This is a genomic window from Ruegeria sp. CDSB136, assembly GCF_059610965.1.
This window is the reverse complement of the sequence record NZ_JBXWOP010000003.1, coordinates 12,066-29,944: the sequence shown is the minus strand read 5'-3', so window position 1 is coordinate 29,944 and position 17,879 is coordinate 12,066. Positions and strand designations below refer to the sequence as shown.

Sequence of the window (17,879 nt, the reverse complement as noted above, 5' to 3'; positions counted from 1 at the left end):
ACTTGATTCTCAACCCTTTGCGCGCTAGCACAAATGTTCAGTCCCGGAGGCACTTATGGGCATCAATACCGAACGCGACATTCAGGCTAACCTGCAGATCGGTCCGACCGATCACGGCATGGTCCGCCTGTTCATCGAAGCCGATGGCGTCGAGATTCCGATGGATTTTGACCCGGAAGAAGCTGAAGAAATCGCGGAAGAAATTCTCGCCGCAGCACAGGCTGCCCGCGCGGTTCAGGGCTGAGCCTTTACAGCCTGGGGTCGCGAAAAGCGTGCAGCCTGCGGGCGCTGTCCATGGCAAATTTCTGGATCATCTTCTTTCTCCGCGCCGGGGCAACTTTGTCTTCTGGCGCCATTCGGACGATTTCTGCATCATAGGCATCGGCAATGATCAGGCCGGTTTCCGGCGGCAGCATTTCGGTCGGGAATTCGGTATCGACGGCCCAAAAGAACCGGTCGCACCACTCCAGGTAGCCGTGCCACTTGGAATCTGACTGATAGTCCACCCAACTGGATTTGCATTCCACAACCCAAAGCTCGCCCTTGGGGCCAAGCCCCATCACGTCCACCCGCAATCCACGCGCGGGAACAAATTCTTCAATTGAAACATACCCGTGGGTCAGAAGGTGGCGTGAAACCCCGCGGGCCAGTTTCTGGCCGGGCTGCATTTCCAGTGTCATTCAAAATATGTGAACAATTCATGAACAAATATCAAGCCCCTCAAACATGTTGACATGATACCATTAAGTATCATAAAAACGTGATACCAATCGGTATCTCTTTGAGGTGACCAATGAACACACAAACACAATTTGCATTCCGGGCGCTGGCCGACCCTACCCGCAGAGACATTGTAAGAATGCTGGCATCGGAGGATCTGACGATAGGCCAGTTGACGGACCGGTTCGACATGACCCGAGCTGCCGTCAAGAAACACCTGACCGTTCTGTCCGATGGCGGTCTGATTACGGTCGAGGCGCGCGGGCGAGAGCGCATCAACCGCCTGGAACCCCAAGGCATGGCACCCGTTCTGGACTGGTTCAGCTATTTTGATCAGTTCTGGGATGACCGTCTGAACAATCTGAAGGAAGCTATTGAAGGGAAAAAGAAATGACCAATGCTGTTTTGCAAAAGACAATCTTCCTGCGTGCCGAACCTGAAACGGTTTGGGCCTATCTGACAGATCCTGACCGCTTGGCAGAGTGGTTTCACAAACCCAAACACCCCCTGACCGAGGGCGGCAAGCTGGAGATGTTTGGAACCACCAGCGGCGATCTGCTGATCTGGGGTGAAGTCAAAAAGGCACGCCCTTTCGAATACCTTGAATACACGTTCACCGTGAAGCCGATGGGAGACGCCGTCAGTATAGTAAAATGGACCCTGGAACCCGTTGCCGGGGGCACGAAGCTTGGCCTGCTGCACGAAGGCCTGCCACAGGGCGCCGAGGCCTACGGCCTGATCCTGGCGCTGGATAACGGTTGGGATGAACATTTCGGCAAGATGCGCACCGCATTGCACGAAACAGTTGATGCCTGACCCCTTGTGCAAACCCGCTGCAACCCCTACTTAGGCGCGTGGCGGGTTCTGCCCTTCTTGTGACTGGTAGCATTCTGGTGGCCTTAAGCAATTCCGAGGGGGCTGGCTCTGTTCAGGTCCTGGCCTGATTACCCGGCGCCCACCTGTACATACAGGTCCTCGGGAATCACACCGCACGGTTGACTGGTGGTCCCGCCACATTTTCCGCTAAAAAATCAGCGCTCTGCGCCAGCTTCCTGCTTCACCAAAGCGGGTTCAAACTTGTGGACAACCGGGGTTCCCCGGCGTGGCCCCTGCGGCTTTTCCGCCATGCTCATAACGGCATAGGCAAATTGCACCCCGGCAAAAACGATTCCATTCATGAACCAGATCATCAGCAGCGCAATCAGGCCAAGTTCCGACCCGGTGATCAGACTGCGCAGATTGGCGACGTTGAAAACCAAAAGCACCGCAACGAAAGCCGCCGAGATGACAAATCCCCAGGCAACCTGAGTGATGTACAACCGTATCAATTTGGGCATGGCGGGCCTCCTTGCGCTCTGAAATTCAGTCTAGCGCTTGTCGGTCGCCGGTAAAGGCGTCAGAACGCCTCGGGCTTGGCCTCGCGCGCCATGTGATCCAAAACGGCGTTGACGAATTTCGGCTCCTTGCCTTCCGGGAAAAAAGCCCGAGCGACATCGACGAATTCGGTGATGACCACTTTGGGCGGCGTATCGCTTTGGGTCAGTTCGGCCCCTGCGGCGCGGAAGGTTGCACGCAAAGTTGGGTCGATGCGCGCGATGGGCCATTTCGCGACCAATGCGCGATCGGTCATCTGGTCGATCGGCGCCTGATAGTTCACGGCATCATCCACGAGCTTTCGAAAAACGCTGATGTCGCCATCCAGCATTTCTTCGCCCTCGTAAACTGCGCCAAACCGGTGATCCAGAAACTCATTAACAACCTGTTCGGTCGTTTGTCCCGACTGCTCCATCTGGAACAACGCCTGCACGGCATAAAGCCGGGCTGCGGATTTCATCAGGCGTTTCTGGTTGGCCGGTTTCGGCGCGTCTGTCTGGGTCATGCTGTCGTGGGTCCGTTGCTGTCGCCCGCCACAAGGATGGACTCGGACGGAGGCTTGAAGCCGACGCCCTTTTTGGAAGAGCCCCACTTACGGCTGAGCGCGATCAGATGCAAGGCCGCAGCGGCCGCTCCGCCACCTTTATTCATCTTTTCAGGGTTTGCGCGGACTTCTGCCTGATCGTCATTCTCGACAGTCAGGATACCGTTACCGATGCACAGGCCCTGCAAGCCCATGAGCTGAATGGCCCGGCTGGAATCGTTGCATACCGTTTCGTAATGCGTGGTCTCACCGCGGATAACACAGCCCAGCGCGACATAGCCGTCATAATTGCACTGACGATCGGCCATGGCGATGGCGGTTGGGATTTCCAGCGCACCGGGCACCTCGACAACCTCGCAAGTGCCACCTGCCGCTTTGATCTCGGCCTTGGCTCCGGCGATCAGGTTGTCGGCAATCGCGCGATAGAAAGGCGCGGCCACGATCAGCAGTTTCACCGGTTCATCGAATGTCGGCGTCGGCAGAACGCCATGTTTGTCTTGTTCAGCCACGATCAGTCATCCTTGAGTATGGAGCGGGTGCCGACGATGGACAGGCCAAACGCATCGAGCCCCAGATAAACGGTTTCCGGCGAGTCCGTCAGCAACACCAGTTGCTGAACGCCCATTTTGGACAGAATCTGAGCGCCCAGACCGGTTTGCTTGATGGTGCGCGGGCCTTCGTCCTCGGCCGCATACAGCGAGTTGCGCGGCTGGCGGAACAGGCACACGACCCCACGCCCTTCCTCGGCGATTTTTTCCATCGCGCGGGGCAGTTCCCGCGACGATTTCGGACCTAGGCCCAGGATGTCCGGCGCTTCGTGCAGGGCGTGGGTTCGGGTCAGGACAGGCTCGGGCGTGGTAATGTCGCCCTTGGTCATGACCACATGTTCAATACCGTGGGTCTGGTCCGTGAACAGGCGCATCTCCCACTCGCCGCCATATTCCGACATCACCATTTCGCGTGAGGTTTCGACCACCAGGTTGTCATTGCGTGACCGGTACGCGATCAGATCGCTGATCGTACCGATCTTCATGTTGTGCTCTTTAGCAAAGGCGACTAGATCAGGCAGGCGTGCCATGGTGCCGTCCGGTTTCATGATCTCGCAGATCACGCCCGAGGGGTTCAGCCCCGCCAGACGCGAAATGTCCACGGCAGCCTCGGTATGACCGGCACGCACCAGCACCCCGCCCCGCTTGGCCCGCAGCGGGAAGATGTGACCGGGAGTGGCGATTTGCGCCATCGTGTTCTGCTCATTGATTGCGGTCGACACAGTTAGTGCGCGGTCAGCTGCGGAAATACCGGTTGATACACCTTCACGCGCCTCGATCGACACGGTGAAGGCGGTTTCATGCCGGGACGAGTTGTTCACCGCCATCATCGGCAGGCCCAGCGCGTCGACCCGTTCGGCGGTCATCGGCAGGCAGATCAGGCCGCGCCCGTGGGTGGCCATGAAATTGATTGCCTCGGCATCCGCGAATTCGGCGGCGATGACCAGATCGCCTTCGTTCTCGCGATCTTCGTGATCGACCAGAATATACATCCGGCCTTTGCGCGCCTCATCGATGATTTCTTCGATCGGACTTATCGCGTCACGCAACTGGGCCTCGACCGGGCCGGGGGTTTCAAAGCTCATGGGGCAGCCTTTCGCAAGAGCACGTATGAGCGGCTGGATAGACCACCATTCGCCCAAAGGCCAGACCACATGCGGCGTCAGCGGACTAGAACGCGGCGTTGTTGGGCCTTAAAGTTCAGGACATTTCCGCCAGCCGCGCAACATATCGGGCCAACGTGTCGATCTCGAGATTGACGCGGTCGCCCATTCGAACATCACACCAGGTCGTGACCTCCTTGGTGTGCGGGATGAAGTTGATCCCAAAGTCGCAACCTTCCACCGCGTTGACAGTCAGCGAGGTGCCGTTCAGAGCAACCGATCCCTTGGGCGCAATGAACTTGGCCAAATGCTCGGGTGCGCGCAGTGTGACACGGGTGCTGTCGCCCTCGTCTTCAATGCCAACCACCTCAGCGACCCCGTCCACGTGGCCCGAGACGATATGCCCGCCCAGTTCGTCTCCGACCTTCAAGGCGCGTTCAAGGTTGACACGCTTGCCAACCTGCCAGGCGTCGAGGTTGGTTTTTGACACGGTTTCAGCACTGATCTGGACATCGTACCAGTCGTCGCCCAGCGCGATAACGGTCAGGCAGACCCCGTCGCTGGCAATCGAGGCGCCAAGATCGATGCTCGCAGTATCATAGCCGGTGCTGATCCGGGCCCGCAGATCGCCTTGCTGTTCCAATTCGGTGACAGTGCCAACATCGGTGACGATCCCTGTGAACATTCTGTTAACCCTCAGTTCCTAACCTGTGTCTCGCTTCCACAGCCGAGGTAAGCCCAAGCGGCTTCCCGGGCAAGCCCCGGCTTGCCGGGAAATCGCCAAACGGGCATAGTTTTGACAATTAATACGAATACAGCAGTCCCGATGACCCACCTGCCCCATGCCCCGGATCGCCGTGTGTTCCTGTTTCTGCAGGGACCTCATGGCCCGTTTTTCAACGCCCTTGGGCGCATGTTGCGCGCATCCGGCGCCCAGGTCTGGCGCGTCGGCTTCAATGCCGGCGACCACGCGTTCTGGTTTGATCGCACAACCTACATTCCGTTCCTGGACAAACCAGAGCATTGGCCGGAAACCCTGACCGGGTTGATCAACGACCTCGATATCACAGACATCGTACTCTATGGCGACACGCGTCCGATCCATGCTCAGGCAGTCGAAATCGCAAGGGAAAGGGGCATCACCGTCCACGTGTTCGAAGAAGGCTATCTGCGCCCCTGGTGGGTCACATATGAACGCACGGGCTCGAACGGAAATTCCCGGCTGATGGACCTGAACGTTGACCAGATGCAGCAGGCCCTGGCCCAGTCAGATACGCAATCACCACCACCGTCCCATTGGGGCGATATGAGGCAACATATCTTTTACGGTGCCCTGTATCACTGGTTTGTACTCTTCCTGAACCGCCGCTATCGCAATTTCAGACCTCATCGGGACCTGCCGGTATCGAAGGAGTTTCGACTGTACTTCAAGCGTTTGTCCCTTATGCCATTTCACCGGCTACAGCGGATCTGGGCAACGACCCGCGTTCGGCTGGGCGGTCACCCCTATCACATGGTCCTGCTGCAACTGGGTCATGACAGCTCGGTTCAGGCGCATTCCGGGTATTCCTGCATGAGCGATTTTCTGGATCAAATTCTCGAAGGTTTCGCAAAGGGCGCGCCAAGACATCATCGGCTGGTGATCAAGGAACATCCGCTGGAAAATCATCGCGAACCATTGCGGCGACGCGTACGTGAACTGTCGGCCCGGTACGGGATTGACGATCGCGTCTACTATGTTCCTGGTGGCAAGCTTGCCGGACTTCTGGATGATGCGAATTCTGCGGTCACGATCAATTCGACCGCCGGCCAGCAAGTGTTATGGCGCGGCATTCCCCTGCGAATTTTCGGCAAGTCCGTCTATGACAAACCCGAATTCGTGTCCGGGCAGGCCCTGACTGCTTTCTTCGCGAACCCGGTCGCCCCTGACAGCGGCGCCTATCGGATCTATCGCCGGTTTCTTCTGGAAACCAGCCAGGTGCCCGGTGGGTTCTATTCACGCCGGGGGCGGCGGCAATTGTTGCGACGGGCTGTCGACATGATGTTGCGGCCGCAAGATCCATATCAGACAGTTCTGTCAGGCAAAGCGGCGCTGACGCCACAGTTGAGAATCGTTCAGTGAATCTGGACGGTTGTTTCTGGAAGTCACACCACATTGCGGGTAGCCTGCGCAGAAAGAAAGACAATTGAGGTATATCGGCAGTGAAGCGCTTTCCAATCCGGTGGATACGGGGGGTAACTCTCGTGGCGGCTTGCGGCTTTCTGGCTGCGTGCCAGCTTCCCAAATCCGGCCCGAACAAATCTGAAATCCTTGCAGGTTCTGTGCAGAATGGCGGGAATGCATTTGTCGTGGAAGTAGATGACCGCGTCGCCAAGGCAACATCTGCCGTGCCCCAATACGGCTTCTCGGCCGCCTTCAGCACTGCCCCGAACCTGACCGCAGACACCGTTCGCCCCGGCGATGTTCTGGGGCTGACAATCTGGGAAAACGTGGATGACGGCTTGTTGGCCAGCGAGACGGGACCGGCCACGACACTCGACGAAGTTCAGGTCGACAGCGAAGGCTTCATCTTTGTTCCCTACGCCGGTCGTTTGCGGGCTGCCGGCAACACACCGGAAGAGTTGCGCACCCTGATCACCAGCAAACTGCAGGACCAGACCCCGGATCCGCAGGTCGAAGTTCGTCGTGCTGCCGGTGACGGCTCGACCGTGTCCCTGACCGGAACCATTGGTGCACCGGGGATCTACGCGATCCAGCGCCCGACCCGCTCATTATCCGGGATGCTGGCGCAGGCCGGAGGCGTCACCGTCTCGTCCGACATTGCGCTGGTCACGTTGATCCGTGGCGATCAGCGCGGGACCATCTGGTACGATGATCTGTTCCGCAACCCCAAGCTGGACGTCGCCCTGCGCGGTGGCGACCGCATTCTGGTTGAAGAAGACAGCCGCTCCTATATCGCGCTGGGTGCAACCGGAGGGCAATCCCGCGTTGCATTTGACAGTCAGGACCTGTCCGCGCTGGAAGCCCTGGCGCAGGTTGGCGGTCTTCAGTCGCTGTCGTCGGACCCTACCGGCATCTTCGTTCTTCGCAAAGAACGTCAGGATGTGGCGCGCAATGTGATGGGCCGGGCAGATCTGCAAGGGGATCAAAGGTTGATCTATCTGCTTAATCTGACGGCTCCGAACGGCCTGTTCATTGCGCGGGACTTCGTGATCCGCGACGATGACACGATTTACGTGACCGAAGCGCCCTATGCGCAATGGAGTAAGTCTATTTCGTTGATTGCGGGTGGCCTGACCCCGATCGCCAATGTCGCAACACTGACCGGCTACTGATGTATGTTGCCGCAAGAGGACACCGCAGCCGGGGCTGAACGCACCCGGCTGTTTGCCTACAACGGCGGGTTTCTCACATCACGGCGCATCTGGCGGATACTGTCTCTGGCCGGGTTTGATATTCGTCTGGGCCTGCCGAAGCCCGGTGATCTGGTTGGTGTCTGGGGCAACAGCCCAACCGCGCATCGCGGGCTGAAGATCGCGTCGAAGCACCAGACACCGGCATTGCGGGTCGAGGATGCCTTTCTTCGGTCCTTGCACCCGGGGCGCTCAGGCGAACCGCCGCTGGGTTTGCTGCTGGACCGTTCAGGTCTGCACTTCGACCCTGATCAACCGTCGGATCTGGAAACCCTGCTGGCCAGACATCCGCTGGACGACACGGCCCTGCTGGACCGTGCGCGCGGCGCGATGGCGCGAATGCAGGAACTGCACCTGAGCAAGTATTCAGCCTTTGATCCAGACGTCCAAGCCCCGGACCCCGGCTATGTTCTGGTTGTCGACCAGACCATGGGCGACGCCGCCGTAACTGCCAGCAAGGGGGACACGGCCCGCTTCCGCGAGATGCTGGTCATCGCGCAAGAGGAAAACCCGGGTGCCGAAATCCTGATAAAGACACATCCGGAAACGCAGTCAGGGCACCGGCCCGGCCACTTTACCGATCAGGACCTGTCTGGCAGGGTGCGGTTTTTCAATGATCCGGTCAGCCCCTGGACCCTGCTGGAAGGCGCGATTGGTGTCTACACACTGTCTTCACAACTGGGGTTCGAAGCCATTCTCGCCGGCCACAAGCCCCGGGTGTTCGGGCAGCCCTTCTACGCCGGATGGGGGCTCACTCAGGATGAAACACCTCTTGCAAGACGCCAGAGAAACCTGACCCGCGCGCAATTGTTCGCCGCTGCGATGCTGCTTTATCCAACATGGTACGATCCGTACCGCGACCAGTTGTGCGAGCTTGAGACCCTGTTAAACACGCTCGAGGCACAGTCACGCGCCTGGCGGCAGGATCATGGCGGCTGGACCGCATCGGGCATGCGACTGTGGAAACGACCGCACCTGCAGCGGATGTTCGGCCGACAGCGCAAAATTCGTTTCACTGCCGATCCTCCTGGCGCTTCGCAACGGCCTCATATGGTGTGGGCCAATCAGGCGCGGGATCTGGACGGCGTTACCAGGGTTGAAGACGGGTTTTTACGATCACGGGGGCTGGGCGCCAATCTTGTGCCTCCGCTGTCGCTGGTGACGGACGATCTGGGAATTTACTATGACCCGACGCGCCCCAGCCAACTGGAAAACCTGATCACGGCCCGGGAAAACCTGCGACCCGATCAGGCGCTCCGGGCCGAGCGGCTGGTTACCCAAATCATCTCGAACAGTCTGAGCAAATACAATACCGGCACCCACCCGCCCGAATTGCCGGTCGGGCACCGCATCCTGATCCCGGGTCAGGTCAAGGACGACGCCTCCATCCTGCTGGGCTGTGGAACCGTGCGCTCGAATTTGGACCTGCTAAGGGCTGCGCGTGAAGCAAACCCGGACGCGATCCTGATCTACAAACCTCATCCAGATGTCGAGGCGGGTCTTCGGGAAGGCGCAATCGAAGCCGAAGGTCTGGCAGATATCATTGTTCCGCACACAAACCCGGGCATTCTGTTGCCACAGGTACATGAGGTCTGGACCATGACGTCACTCATGGGGTTCGAGGCCCTTTTGCGTGGTGTCCCGGTGACAACGCTTGGCGCGCCATTCTATGCTGGATGGGGTTTGACGCAGGATCTGGGTACAGTTCCCGCCCGGCGAGGCGCGCGACCCAGCCTGTCGGGTCTGGTTCATGCCGTCCTTATCGACTACCCCCGCTATCTGGATCCGAAAACAGGCCTGCCCTGCCCGGTTGAGGTCGTACTGCAACGACTGGCCGAGGGGTATGATGCTCCACACGGGCCTTTGAATCGTCTGCTGTCAAAGCTTCAGGGTGCATTCGCAACCCATGCTCACCTGTGGCGCGGGCGCTAGCGCAAGGCCCGCGACCAGCGATGCAAAATATCACCGCTAACAGCGCGTGTTTCGATCAGGTCGAACCGGGGCGCTTCGTTCAGTTTATCAAGACCCAACGCCCCAATCGCAGACAGGCCTTCCGCACCGATGGTCAGCCCGGCACTGAACCCGACCAGTTCATCGACCAGATCCGCCGCCAGTAACGATGCGGCCAGAGCGGAACCGCCTTCGCAAAAGATACGTGTCAGGCCGGCATGTCCAAGCTGCTGCAACAGGTCCGCCGGATCAATGTGGTGTTCCTGCAATGCACACGGGATCAGGCGCGCACCCATGCCCTGCCAGGCATTGGCACGATCCGGATCCGGATGCGGGCCGTGACATATCCAGACAGGAACGTCAGAGGCTGTGCGCGCAAGCTGCCCCATCAGCGGCAGGTCCAGATGGCGCGATACAACGACCCGAACCGGCTGTGACGCAATGCCCAGATCACGCACTGTCAGGGATGGGTCATCCGCACGCGCGGTGCCCGCGCCGATCAGTACCGCGTCGTGATGCGCCCGCATGGCGTGGACCAGACGCCGCGCTTCGGGTCCAGTAATCCACTGGCTATGACCGCTGGACGTTGCAATCCGCCCGTCAAAACTGCTGGCCAGTTTCAAAGTTACAAATGGGCGGCCCTGTTCGGTCTTCAGAAAAAAACCCGCATGGGCCTTGGCCGCATGTTCATCCAGCACGCCGGTTGTCACTTTGATACCGGCCTCACGCAGCATGGCCAGGCCCTGCCCGGCCACACGCGGGTCGCTGTCTTCGATGGCTGAAACGACCCGCCCCACGCCGGCGTCAATCAGGGCCTGCGCGCAAGGAGGCGTTTTGCCATGATGGGCACAAGGTTCTAGCGAAACATAGGCGGTTGCGCCATGCGCGGCATCTCCGGCCTGTTTCAGAGCTTCGGTCTCGGCATGAGGGCGCCCGCCCGGCTGCGTCCACCCGCGACCGACGATCCGGCCATCACGCACGATGACACACCCTACGGAAGGGTTGGGCCAACACGTGCCTTGCCCGCGCTGACCCAAGGATAAAGCCAGCGCCATATATCGCTTATCTGTTTCGCTCACTCGTCCGTCGAAGGCTGCGGCGGGCGCAGTTCGTGGACAAACTCCTCGAAATCATCGGCCGCCTGGAAATTCTTGTAAACGCTCGCAAAGCGAACATACGCCACCGTATCAATCCGGGCCAGCGCTTCCATGACGATTTCACCGATTTTGTTGGACGGGATATCCGTGTCGCCCATGCTTTCCAGGCGCCGCACGATACCCGAGATCATCTGATCGATCCTGTCCGGATCGATGGGGCGTTTCTGCATCGAGATCCGGATCGAACGCTCCAGTTTATCCCGGTCAAAATCCTCGCGCTTGCCGTTGGTCTTGATCACCACAAGATCGCGCAACTGCACCCGTTCATAGGTGGTAAAGCGTCCGCCACAGGCCGGACAGAACCGCCGCCTGCGGATCGCGACGTGATCCTCTGCCGGGCGTGAATCCTTGACCTGAGTATCGATATTTCCGCAAAACGGGCAGCGCATCCGCCGTCTCCTCGTCCCTTGTTCCGCCTCTTTTTGTAAGCGCTGCGGCTTACTTATCCACAACTATAGGGCAGCCGCTAGGATTTGGGTAGTCGGAATTTTTCACCGCAATATAAAGGGGTCATGCAAAATGTGCAGCGACTCGACGTACATGCGGTGCGGTGCGGTGTTCGAACAGATAGATCCCCTGCCACGTCCCAAGCACAGGCCGCCCCGCCGCAACAGGTATGGAAAGTGAAACTGGCATAAGGGCCGCTTTGATATGTGCCGGCATATCGTCAGGGCCTTCGTAAGTGTGCCTCAAATACGCCATCGAAGGATGATCTGACGGAGGCACGAGCCGTTCAAAGAACGCATGCAGATCACTCTGAACCTCGGGATCCGCGTTTTCCTGAATAAGCAGAGAGCAGGATGTATGCCTGACGAACAGCGTAAGCAAACCGTCGCCTGCAACCGAACTCATCCATCGACAAACGTCGCCTGTAAATTCATAGAGACCGGCGCCGCGTGTTGAGATGGTGAATTCGATCTGCAAAGCTCTGCTTACCATTACCTAGTTTATGAACTGCCGGCGGTTACACCGTCCATTTGCGCCCTGTACCGACATGCTTTCACCAACCTGAAAGCCAAGCGACACACTGCTTTGCTGAGGTGCGTTTTTCGGTGGTGTCAGGGAAAACTGAACAGCCGTTCGGCGACCTGTCGCCTCGCTTGGGCCATAACCCCGGACAACATACACCCGTTGCTGCCAACCGGCGCCAAGCGTCCGGCGCGCGAAATCGGCCGCGGCGCACCAATAACCGTCTACATCCTGGCGTGCTCTTGGGATCACCTCAAAAACCGAATTGTTGACGGCAACCGTCTGAAACCCGTTGGGCGCGGCCCCGGCTGTCATCGGAGCGGAGATCGCCACAGTGGCAAGAACCATTGAAGTCATGACCCGTTTCATCATTTTCGACCTTTCCTGTTTCTGACTGCCGCATAGACTAGTATGCCAGAATCGGCGGAACAGTGGTCCTCACGATCTATTCAGACGCTCAGCCAAAATCTGTGAACCGGTGCCCCCGGACCTGCCCAAGCATATTCCGGCCAAGCCAGAAAACTCAATAAAAAGAAAACGATCTTGTGGGAGCAGCGTGTCGGGGAACCCTTTGAACCGGGGTGGTAGTCCGGCTCTCTGGGCTCTGGCCTCTTCCCCAAAAGGCGCGGACCCGACAGCAATATGTACATAAGAATTGTCAAAACTCGGTCATGTGCACACCAGTCAAATCCTTGTGTGAATTTGCCAATCGCACCGAAAGCCGCCCCTCAGCACTCGGCTTCCGCCACAAAAGTTGGTGCGCGCCGGATCTTTGGTATTAAGATCAGCTTCAGATTTGAGAATGGATTACGCCGAGCCATGGAAGTTGATATTTACCGCATTCAGCGATTGGCAAAGACGCTGGACGAAGAAACTGGACAAACTGCGCTCACGGATCACGTCCTGCGGCAAAGCGGACTCAGTCGGGCTGGAATTGCCCCGCCGGCAACCACTTACCATGCCAAAAAAGAAGCCCAGTTTGTCCGGTATGCCTGCGATGCGGTCAATGACATCACTTTCGCCGCCCGGGCAGGCATCCGATTTGATGAGTCATCTACTCTTACGGCCTATATCAGTAAATACTCCAGGAACTTGCGCCAAGCCATTGAGAACACGTGTTACTTTCACTGGATGATTGATCCTGCGCTGATTTTCAATCTGCGCCTTTCAGACGACTCGGCAGTGTTTGAAATCGACTGGAAGGACGCCAGTTATTCCCGCTACCACAGACGCACCGAGTTCCTGCTATTTGCGGCCATAGCCCGACTGCGCTCCCTGACCCAGTCAGATTTTCACCCCGTCGAGATGCGCTTTCAGCACGAAATCGGTCAACGCGCGCCGGAATATGAGAAAATAGGAGGGTTTCCAGTAGTTTTCGGCGCCGAACGGATGTGCATCGTCCTGTCTCTGTCCTCGCTTGATCTTCCAATTCCAACTTACGACCCTACACTGCGCGCCCATCTGCTTGATTATGCCGAGCGTCTGCTGGCCGACCGGCAATCACCAAGGCAAAAAACACGCGCAAGGGTCGAAGGGCTGATCACCCGGTCCCTGCCCGGAAACATTATCCAGGCAGATCAGGCAGCTGCCGATTTGGGTCTTAGCCCTCGCACACTGGCCCGCAGGCTGGCCGATGAAGGGACCAGCTATCGCAACATCGTTGAAGACCTGCGATGTGATCTTGCGCAGACCTTTCTGCGAAACGGGATGAACCTGTCCGAGATTTCTTATTCTCTGGGGTATGCCGATCAGGCCGCGTTTTCGACGGCGTTCAAACGTTGGACCGGCCAGCCTCCGACCACATTTCGCGGCCGCGTCGATCGCCCGCTGAACCGCGTTTGAGCGTAGCCGGGGGTCATCGATGAGACCATCTCGCCCCGGCCCGTCCCATGAGTGGACCAGACGGATATAGAAATCCCGCAGTCCCTCTTCTTGTGAGTTCTCGCCAATTTGACTTTCAGACAGGACAACAAGATGTGAACGCCCCGGGAAAAGAAAAAGGCGCCTCGATCGGGGCGCCTTTGTATTTACTGATCTAGGAAGGACCGCAGTTTTCTTGACCGGCTGGGATGCTTCAGTTTGCGCAGCGCTTTCGCCTCGATCTGTCGGATCCGTTCGCGCGTCACGCTGAACTGCTGGCCAACCTCCTCCAGCGTGTGGTCTGTGTTCATACCGATGCCAAAGCGCATCCGCAGAACGCGTTCCTCACGCGGGGTAAGCGAAGCCAGAACCCGGGTAGTTGTTTCCTTGAGGTTTTCCTGAATGGCGCTGTCCAGCGGCAACACGGCATTCTTGTCCTCGATGAAATCGCCCAACTGGCTGTCTTCCTCGTCGCCGATCGGCGTCTCGAGGCTGATCGGTTCCTTGGCGATCTTCATCACCTTGCGAACCTTTTCCAGCGGCATCTGCAGCTTTTCGGCCAATTCTTCCGGCGTCGGCTCGCGTCCGATTTCGTGCAGCATCTGACGACCGGTCCGAACCAGTTTGTTGATCGTTTCGATCATGTGGACCGGAATACGGATGGTGCGGGCCTGATCCGCGATCGAGCGCGTGATCGCCTGACGGATCCACCAGGTCGCATAGGTCGAGAACTTGTAGCCGCGACGGTATTCGAACTTGTCGACCGCCTTCATCAGGCCGATATTCCCTTCCTGAATAAGATCAAGGAATTGCAGGCCACGGTTCGTGTACTTCTTGGCAATCGAGATCACCAAGCGCAGGTTGGCCTCGACCATTTCTTTCTTGGCCTGACGTGCCTCTTTCTCGCCCTTTTGAACCTGCTGAACAATGCGGCGGAATTCGCTGATGTCCAGACCGACATATTGCCCGACCTGAGCCATATCGTTGCGCAGTTCCTCGACCTTGTCGGTCGAGCGTTCGATGAACATCTGCCAGCCGCGGCCCGGTTTTTCGGCCATCTCGGCCAGCCAGTTCGGATCCAGTTCGCGACCACGATACTCATCAATAAACTCACGGCGGTTGATACGCGCCTGATCCGCCAGCTTCACCATCGAACTGTCCAGCGACATGACGCGGCGGTTGATGCCGTAAAGCTGGTCGATCAGCGCATCGATCCGGTTATTGTGCAGGTGCAGGCCATTCACAAGCTCTACGATCTCGGCCCGCAGTTTCTGATAGGTCTCCTCATCCTTGGCGGTGAAAGATCCATCTTCATTCAACGTTGCCGAAATACGGCTGTCCTGCATTTCGGATAGCATCGCGAAATCAGACGAAATCCGCTCGAGCGTGGTCAGAACCTGCTCTTTAAGCGCTGTCTCCATCGCGGCCAGCGACATGTTGGCCTGTTCGTCTTCATCGTCGTCGTCGTCGGTGGCGATTGGGTTGCCATCCGCGTCCAGCTCGGGCCCGGTGTCTTTGGCGGGTTTGGCAGCCTGAACCGCTGAAGTGTCCACCACCGGCTCCTCGACATCGCCGTCCTCGTCCATCTGGTTGCCGAACGTGGTTTCCAGATCGATAACGTCGCGCAGCAGAATGTCTTCGGACAAAAGTTCGTCATGCCAGATCGTGATGGCCTGGAAGGTCAACGGGCTTTCACACAGACCGGCGATCATCGTGTTGCGGCCGGCTTCGATCCGCTTGGCGATTGCAATCTCACCTTCCCGGCTTAGCAGCTCGACGCTGCCCATCTCGCGCAGATACATGCGCACGGGGTCGTCGGTGCGATCCAGTTTCTCGGTGGCGGCACCCGACAACGCAACCTCACGGTTGCTTTCCGTTGTGGTCAGTTCGGTCGAGCCTTTGTTCTCTTCTTCTTCGGCCTCTTCATCTTCGATGATGTTGATGCCCATCTCGGACAGCATCGACATAACGTCTTCGATCTGTTCCGAACTGACCTGATCAGGCGGCAGAACCTGATTGAGCTGGTCGTAGGTGATGTAGCCCTTCTCGCGGGCCTCGGCGATCATCTTCTTGACCTGGGCCTGGCTCATGTCCAGCGAGATTTCCTGTTCCTGCTCGTCTGATTTGCGATCTTCGGACGTGTCTTTGGCGGCCATTCAATGCTCCTGCAGGGATGGGTGATTCGTTTGAACCGAATCATTAGCGCGTAGAAGTGATTCGGCCACCCGTTTACCCGTTTTTCTTTTCCAGTGCCTTACGAAAACATCACTTTAGCGGCGTTTCCGTTCGAATTTGATGCCGGACATGATGGCCTCGAACGCGTCTTTCTCGTCGCGGTTGATCCGCGCGCCGTTGTCGGCGATGTCAAAAACGGCCCTGTCCTCATTCTGGCTGCGGCTTGTACGGTTGCGCTCTTCGGCGGCTTGCGCCAGCCGATAGGTCAGCGCCTCATCTGCCAGTTCGGACAGTTCCTCCGCAGCTTCGGCAATCTCAGCATCCAACCCCCGGAGCGCTTTGATTTTTGCGAGTTCCTCGGCCAGCGTCATTTCGGCCTTTTCAACGTCGCCCGGTTTGTGCACGCAGGGAATGACTGCGACATGGCGAAGGGCCAGAAGGTTTTCAAGGGGTTCGGCCCCCAAAGTTCCCACTATGAGATCTTTCAGATTGTCCGGGTCATCAATTGCGTGGCGCAGGATGACCTCGCGCAGCGCCGAGTGGTCTGGATCGTGGCAGTCCATCTCCTCCAACTGGTGTTCGAACTGCACGACAACCTTGGGGTTCAGAATGGCGATGGCCAGAATGACCGCTTCGCGCATCTGGATATCTGCATTCTCGGACGAGGCCAGAAACGAGGCGCGCGCGCCCGGCGAAGCAGGCTGTTTTTGTGGCTTCCATTTGCCGCCCGACTGCCATTGGCGGTTTTGCGGTTGGCGTTGCGGACGGAAAAGCTGCCAACACAGGTCTTTGACTTCCCGTTCATAATGAGAGCGTATTGATGCATCTCGGATCAACGCCGTCTTGTCCTTCAGAGCACGCTCCAAAGCCGCTCTACGCTCCGGGCTGTCGAAAACTATTCCCTCGGTCTCACGCTGCCACAGCAGCTTGACCATGGGCATGGCACCTTCCAACACGGCCTGCACAGCCGCAGGCCCTTCGGCGCGCAAAAGATCGTCGGGGTCTTTGCCTTGGGGCATCAGTGCAAAGCGCAGGGATTTTCCGGCTTCCAGAAGCGGCAAAGCCAGATCGACGGCCCGCATCGCCGCCCGCAGGCCTGCCGTGTCGCCATCCAATGCAATAATCGGTTCATCCGAAATACGCCACAGCAGTTGCAGCTGGTGTTCGGTAATCGCGGTTCCCAGCGGCGCAACTGCCGCCTCAAAACCAGCCTCGGCCAGCGCGATCACATCCATGTAGCCTTCGGCCACGATCAGCGGCTGCCCCTTCCCGGCCGCCTGCCGCGCGGGGCCTTGATTGTAAAGGCTACGCCCTTTGTCGAACAACTCCGTCTCGGGCGAGTTCAGGTACTTGGCGTTGTCATTGGGGTCCATCGCGCGGCCACCAAACGCAATGCAGCGCCCGCGCGGATCACGGATCGGGTACATGATCCGGTTGCGGAATGTGTCATAGGGCTTCTTGCCCTTGTTCGAGGGTTTGGCCAGCCCGGCCCCGAGGATCAGATCCTCGGCCACGTTCTTGCCCCGCAGATGATCCGACAGCGCTTGCCAGCCATCCGGGGCAAAGCCGATTTCCCACCGGTCCAAAGCCTGTTCGTCAAGCCCGCGACGCGTCAGATAATCCCGCGCGGCCCCACCTGCCCCGGTCTTGAGTTGCAGGCGAAAGAACTGGGCGGCCTTCTCCATCACATCAGCAAGTTGCGCCCGGCGGTCCTGTTTTTCCTGTGCTTTCGGGTCGCGTTGCGGCATGGGCATACCCGCCTCGCGCGCCAGAATCTCGACTGCTTCGATGAACGAGACATTCTCGGTCTCTTTCACAAAGCTGATCGCGTCGCCTTTGGCATGGCATCCGAAGCAGTAATAGAACCCCTTCTGGTCATCGACATGGAACGACGCCGTCTTTTCATGATGGAACGGGCACGGCGCCCACATGTCCCCCTTGCCCTGATTGGACTTGCGCTGATCCCACATGACCTTGCGGCCGACGACCTGAGACAGGCTTAGCCGGGTGCGCAAATCATCCAGGAAACCGGGGGGCAATGACATGTGTCGAACCTGCCAGAAAT

Annotated in this window: 19 protein-coding genes; 7 read left to right on the top strand and 12 right to left on the bottom strand. The window is 58.3% G+C overall.

The window, feature by feature from the left end:
- Positions 1-55: 55 nt before the first annotated feature.
- Entirely contained in the window at positions 56-244 is a 189-nt protein-coding gene (locus AC2FIR_RS04215) for a DUF6324 family protein (protein WP_170616580.1), read from the top strand.
- A gap of 4 nt (positions 245-248) precedes the next feature.
- Here AC2FIR_RS04215 and AC2FIR_RS04210 read toward each other — a convergent pair whose 3' ends face one another.
- Complete coding sequence (locus AC2FIR_RS04210) at positions 249-680, bottom strand: MmcB family DNA repair protein (protein ID WP_170619748.1); 432 nt, start codon at positions 678-680, stop codon at positions 249-251.
- A 113-nt stretch (positions 681-793) separates the two neighbouring features.
- Here AC2FIR_RS04210 and AC2FIR_RS04205 point away from each other — a divergent pair, with 113 nt between their 5' ends.
- Both AC2FIR_RS04205 and AC2FIR_RS04200 read left to right on the top strand, forming a co-directional pair.
- Entirely contained in the window at positions 794-1,114 is a 321-nt protein-coding gene (locus AC2FIR_RS04205) for an ArsR/SmtB family transcription factor (RefSeq protein ID WP_170616585.1), read from the top strand.
- Positions 1,111-1,536 (top strand): SRPBCC family protein, encoded by a 426-nt coding sequence (locus tag AC2FIR_RS04200; RefSeq protein WP_170616588.1) that lies wholly within the window; start codon positions 1,111-1,113, stop codon positions 1,534-1,536. Before AC2FIR_RS04205 ends, AC2FIR_RS04200 begins: the two co-directional genes overlap by 4 nt.
- A 215-nt stretch (positions 1,537-1,751) precedes the next feature.
- On the opposite strand, the gene AC2FIR_RS04195 is transcribed toward AC2FIR_RS04200, so the two are convergent.
- From AC2FIR_RS04195 to AC2FIR_RS04175, 5 genes are all read right to left on the bottom strand, one after another.
- A complete protein-coding gene (locus AC2FIR_RS04195; protein ID WP_496744493.1) occupies positions 1,752-2,057 on the bottom strand; it encodes a hypothetical protein in 306 nt (101 codons plus the stop codon).
- Between the two features lie 59 nt (positions 2,058-2,116).
- Complete coding sequence (nusB, locus tag AC2FIR_RS04190) at positions 2,117-2,599, bottom strand: transcription antitermination factor NusB (RefSeq protein WP_170616592.1); 483 nt, start codon at positions 2,597-2,599, stop codon at positions 2,117-2,119.
- Positions 2,596-3,147, bottom strand: a complete 552-nt coding sequence (locus AC2FIR_RS04185) for a 6,7-dimethyl-8-ribityllumazine synthase (RefSeq protein WP_480811343.1) — start codon at positions 3,145-3,147, stop codon at positions 2,596-2,598. The genes nusB and AC2FIR_RS04185 overlap by 4 nt, the downstream gene beginning before the upstream one ends.
- Positions 3,148-3,149: 2 nt before the next feature.
- Entirely contained in the window at positions 3,150-4,271 is a 1,122-nt protein-coding gene (gene ribB / locus AC2FIR_RS04180) for a 3,4-dihydroxy-2-butanone-4-phosphate synthase (protein WP_480489659.1), read from the bottom strand.
- Positions 4,272-4,386: 115 nt separating this feature from the next.
- Positions 4,387-4,974, bottom strand: a complete 588-nt coding sequence (locus AC2FIR_RS04175) for a riboflavin synthase (protein WP_496761957.1) — start codon at positions 4,972-4,974, stop codon at positions 4,387-4,389.
- Between the two features lie 141 nt (positions 4,975-5,115).
- Here AC2FIR_RS04175 and AC2FIR_RS04170 point away from each other — a divergent pair, with 141 nt between their 5' ends.
- The 3 genes from AC2FIR_RS04170 (at position 5,116) to AC2FIR_RS04160 (ending at position 9,635) form a co-directional block, all read left to right on the top strand.
- Positions 5,116-6,411 (top strand): capsule polysaccharide biogenesis protein, encoded by a 1,296-nt coding sequence (locus tag AC2FIR_RS04170; protein ID WP_496744489.1) that lies wholly within the window; start codon positions 5,116-5,118, stop codon positions 6,409-6,411.
- A gap of 80 nt (positions 6,412-6,491) precedes the next feature.
- Entirely contained in the window at positions 6,492-7,625 is a 1,134-nt protein-coding gene (locus AC2FIR_RS04165; RefSeq protein ID WP_170616605.1) for a polysaccharide biosynthesis/export family protein, read from the top strand.
- 3 nt (positions 7,626-7,628) lie between these two features.
- Positions 7,629-9,635, top strand: coding sequence for a capsule polysaccharide biogenesis protein (locus tag AC2FIR_RS04160; protein WP_496744488.1), 2,007 nt, complete (start codon positions 7,629-7,631; stop codon positions 9,633-9,635).
- Here the strand turns inward: AC2FIR_RS04160 and ribD are convergent.
- From ribD to AC2FIR_RS04140, 4 genes are all read right to left on the bottom strand, one after another.
- Positions 9,632-10,732 carry a bifunctional diaminohydroxyphosphoribosylaminopyrimidine deaminase/5-amino-6-(5-phosphoribosylamino)uracil reductase RibD gene (gene ribD, locus AC2FIR_RS04155; protein WP_496744486.1) on the bottom strand — a complete coding sequence of 367 codons (1,101 nt, stop codon included), beginning with the start codon at positions 10,730-10,732 and terminating at the stop codon, positions 9,632-9,634. The two genes, AC2FIR_RS04160 and ribD, sit on opposite strands and share 4 nt — an antisense overlap.
- The gene (gene nrdR, locus AC2FIR_RS04150; RefSeq protein ID WP_039525240.1) at positions 10,729-11,199 is read right to left on the bottom strand and encodes a transcriptional regulator NrdR; all 471 of its coding nucleotides are present in this window, start codon (positions 11,197-11,199) and stop codon (positions 10,729-10,731) included. The genes ribD and nrdR overlap by 4 nt, the downstream gene beginning before the upstream one ends.
- A gap of 121 nt (positions 11,200-11,320) precedes the next feature.
- The gene (locus AC2FIR_RS04145; protein ID WP_480914867.1) at positions 11,321-11,734 is read right to left on the bottom strand and encodes a secondary thiamine-phosphate synthase enzyme YjbQ; all 414 of its coding nucleotides are present in this window, start codon (positions 11,732-11,734) and stop codon (positions 11,321-11,323) included.
- Between the two features lie 18 nt (positions 11,735-11,752).
- Positions 11,753-12,151, bottom strand: a complete 399-nt coding sequence (locus tag AC2FIR_RS04140; protein ID WP_480441964.1) for a hypothetical protein — start codon at positions 12,149-12,151, stop codon at positions 11,753-11,755.
- 447 nt (positions 12,152-12,598) lie between these two features.
- Between AC2FIR_RS04140 and AC2FIR_RS04135 the strand changes: the two genes are divergently transcribed.
- Complete coding sequence (locus AC2FIR_RS04135) at positions 12,599-13,621, top strand: helix-turn-helix domain-containing protein (RefSeq protein ID WP_496761955.1); 1,023 nt, start codon at positions 12,599-12,601, stop codon at positions 13,619-13,621.
- Between the two features lie 185 nt (positions 13,622-13,806).
- Here AC2FIR_RS04135 and rpoD read toward each other — a convergent pair whose 3' ends face one another.
- Both rpoD and dnaG read right to left on the bottom strand, forming a co-directional pair.
- Complete coding sequence (gene rpoD, locus AC2FIR_RS04130; protein ID WP_170677613.1) at positions 13,807-15,795, bottom strand: RNA polymerase sigma factor RpoD; 1,989 nt, start codon at positions 15,793-15,795, stop codon at positions 13,807-13,809.
- A 114-nt stretch (positions 15,796-15,909) separates the two neighbouring features.
- Positions 15,910-17,859, bottom strand: a complete 1,950-nt coding sequence (gene dnaG, locus AC2FIR_RS04125) for a DNA primase (protein WP_496744481.1) — start codon at positions 17,857-17,859, stop codon at positions 15,910-15,912.
- Positions 17,860-17,879 lie beyond the last annotated feature (20 nt).

Coding starts and splice junctions, on each gene's coding strand:
- AC2FIR_RS04215 (WP_170616580.1), top strand. CDS start 56: ATGGGCATCAATACCGAACGCGACATTCAGGCTAACCTGCAGATCGGT.
- AC2FIR_RS04210 (WP_170619748.1), bottom strand. CDS start 680: ATGACACTGGAAATGCAGCCCGGCCAGAAACTGGCCCGCGGGGTTTCA.
- AC2FIR_RS04205 (WP_170616585.1), top strand. CDS start 794: ATGAACACACAAACACAATTTGCATTCCGGGCGCTGGCCGACCCTACC.
- AC2FIR_RS04200 (WP_170616588.1), top strand. CDS start 1,111: ATGACCAATGCTGTTTTGCAAAAGACAATCTTCCTGCGTGCCGAACCT.
- AC2FIR_RS04195 (WP_496744493.1), bottom strand. CDS start 2,057: ATGCCCAAATTGATACGGTTGTACATCACTCAGGTTGCCTGGGGATTT.
- nusB (WP_170616592.1), bottom strand. CDS start 2,599: ATGACCCAGACAGACGCGCCGAAACCGGCCAACCAGAAACGCCTGATG.
- ribB (WP_480489659.1), bottom strand. CDS start 4,271: ATGAGCTTTGAAACCCCCGGCCCGGTCGAGGCCCAGTTGCGTGACGCG.
- AC2FIR_RS04175 (WP_496761957.1), bottom strand. CDS start 4,974: ATGTTCACAGGGATCGTCACCGATGTTGGCACTGTCACCGAATTGGAA.
- AC2FIR_RS04170 (WP_496744489.1), top strand. CDS start 5,116: ATGACCCACCTGCCCCATGCCCCGGATCGCCGTGTGTTCCTGTTTCTG.
- AC2FIR_RS04160 (WP_496744488.1), top strand. CDS start 7,629: ATGTTGCCGCAAGAGGACACCGCAGCCGGGGCTGAACGCACCCGGCTG.
- nrdR (WP_039525240.1), bottom strand. CDS start 11,199: ATGCGCTGCCCGTTTTGCGGAAATATCGATACTCAGGTCAAGGATTCA.
- AC2FIR_RS04140 (WP_480441964.1), bottom strand. CDS start 12,151: ATGATGAAACGGGTCATGACTTCAATGGTTCTTGCCACTGTGGCGATC.
- AC2FIR_RS04135 (WP_496761955.1), top strand. CDS start 12,599: ATGGAAGTTGATATTTACCGCATTCAGCGATTGGCAAAGACGCTGGAC.
- rpoD (WP_170677613.1), bottom strand. CDS start 15,795: ATGGCCGCCAAAGACACGTCCGAAGATCGCAAATCAGACGAGCAGGAA.
- dnaG (WP_496744481.1), bottom strand. CDS start 17,859: ATGTCATTGCCCCCCGGTTTCCTGGATGATTTGCGCACCCGGCTAAGC.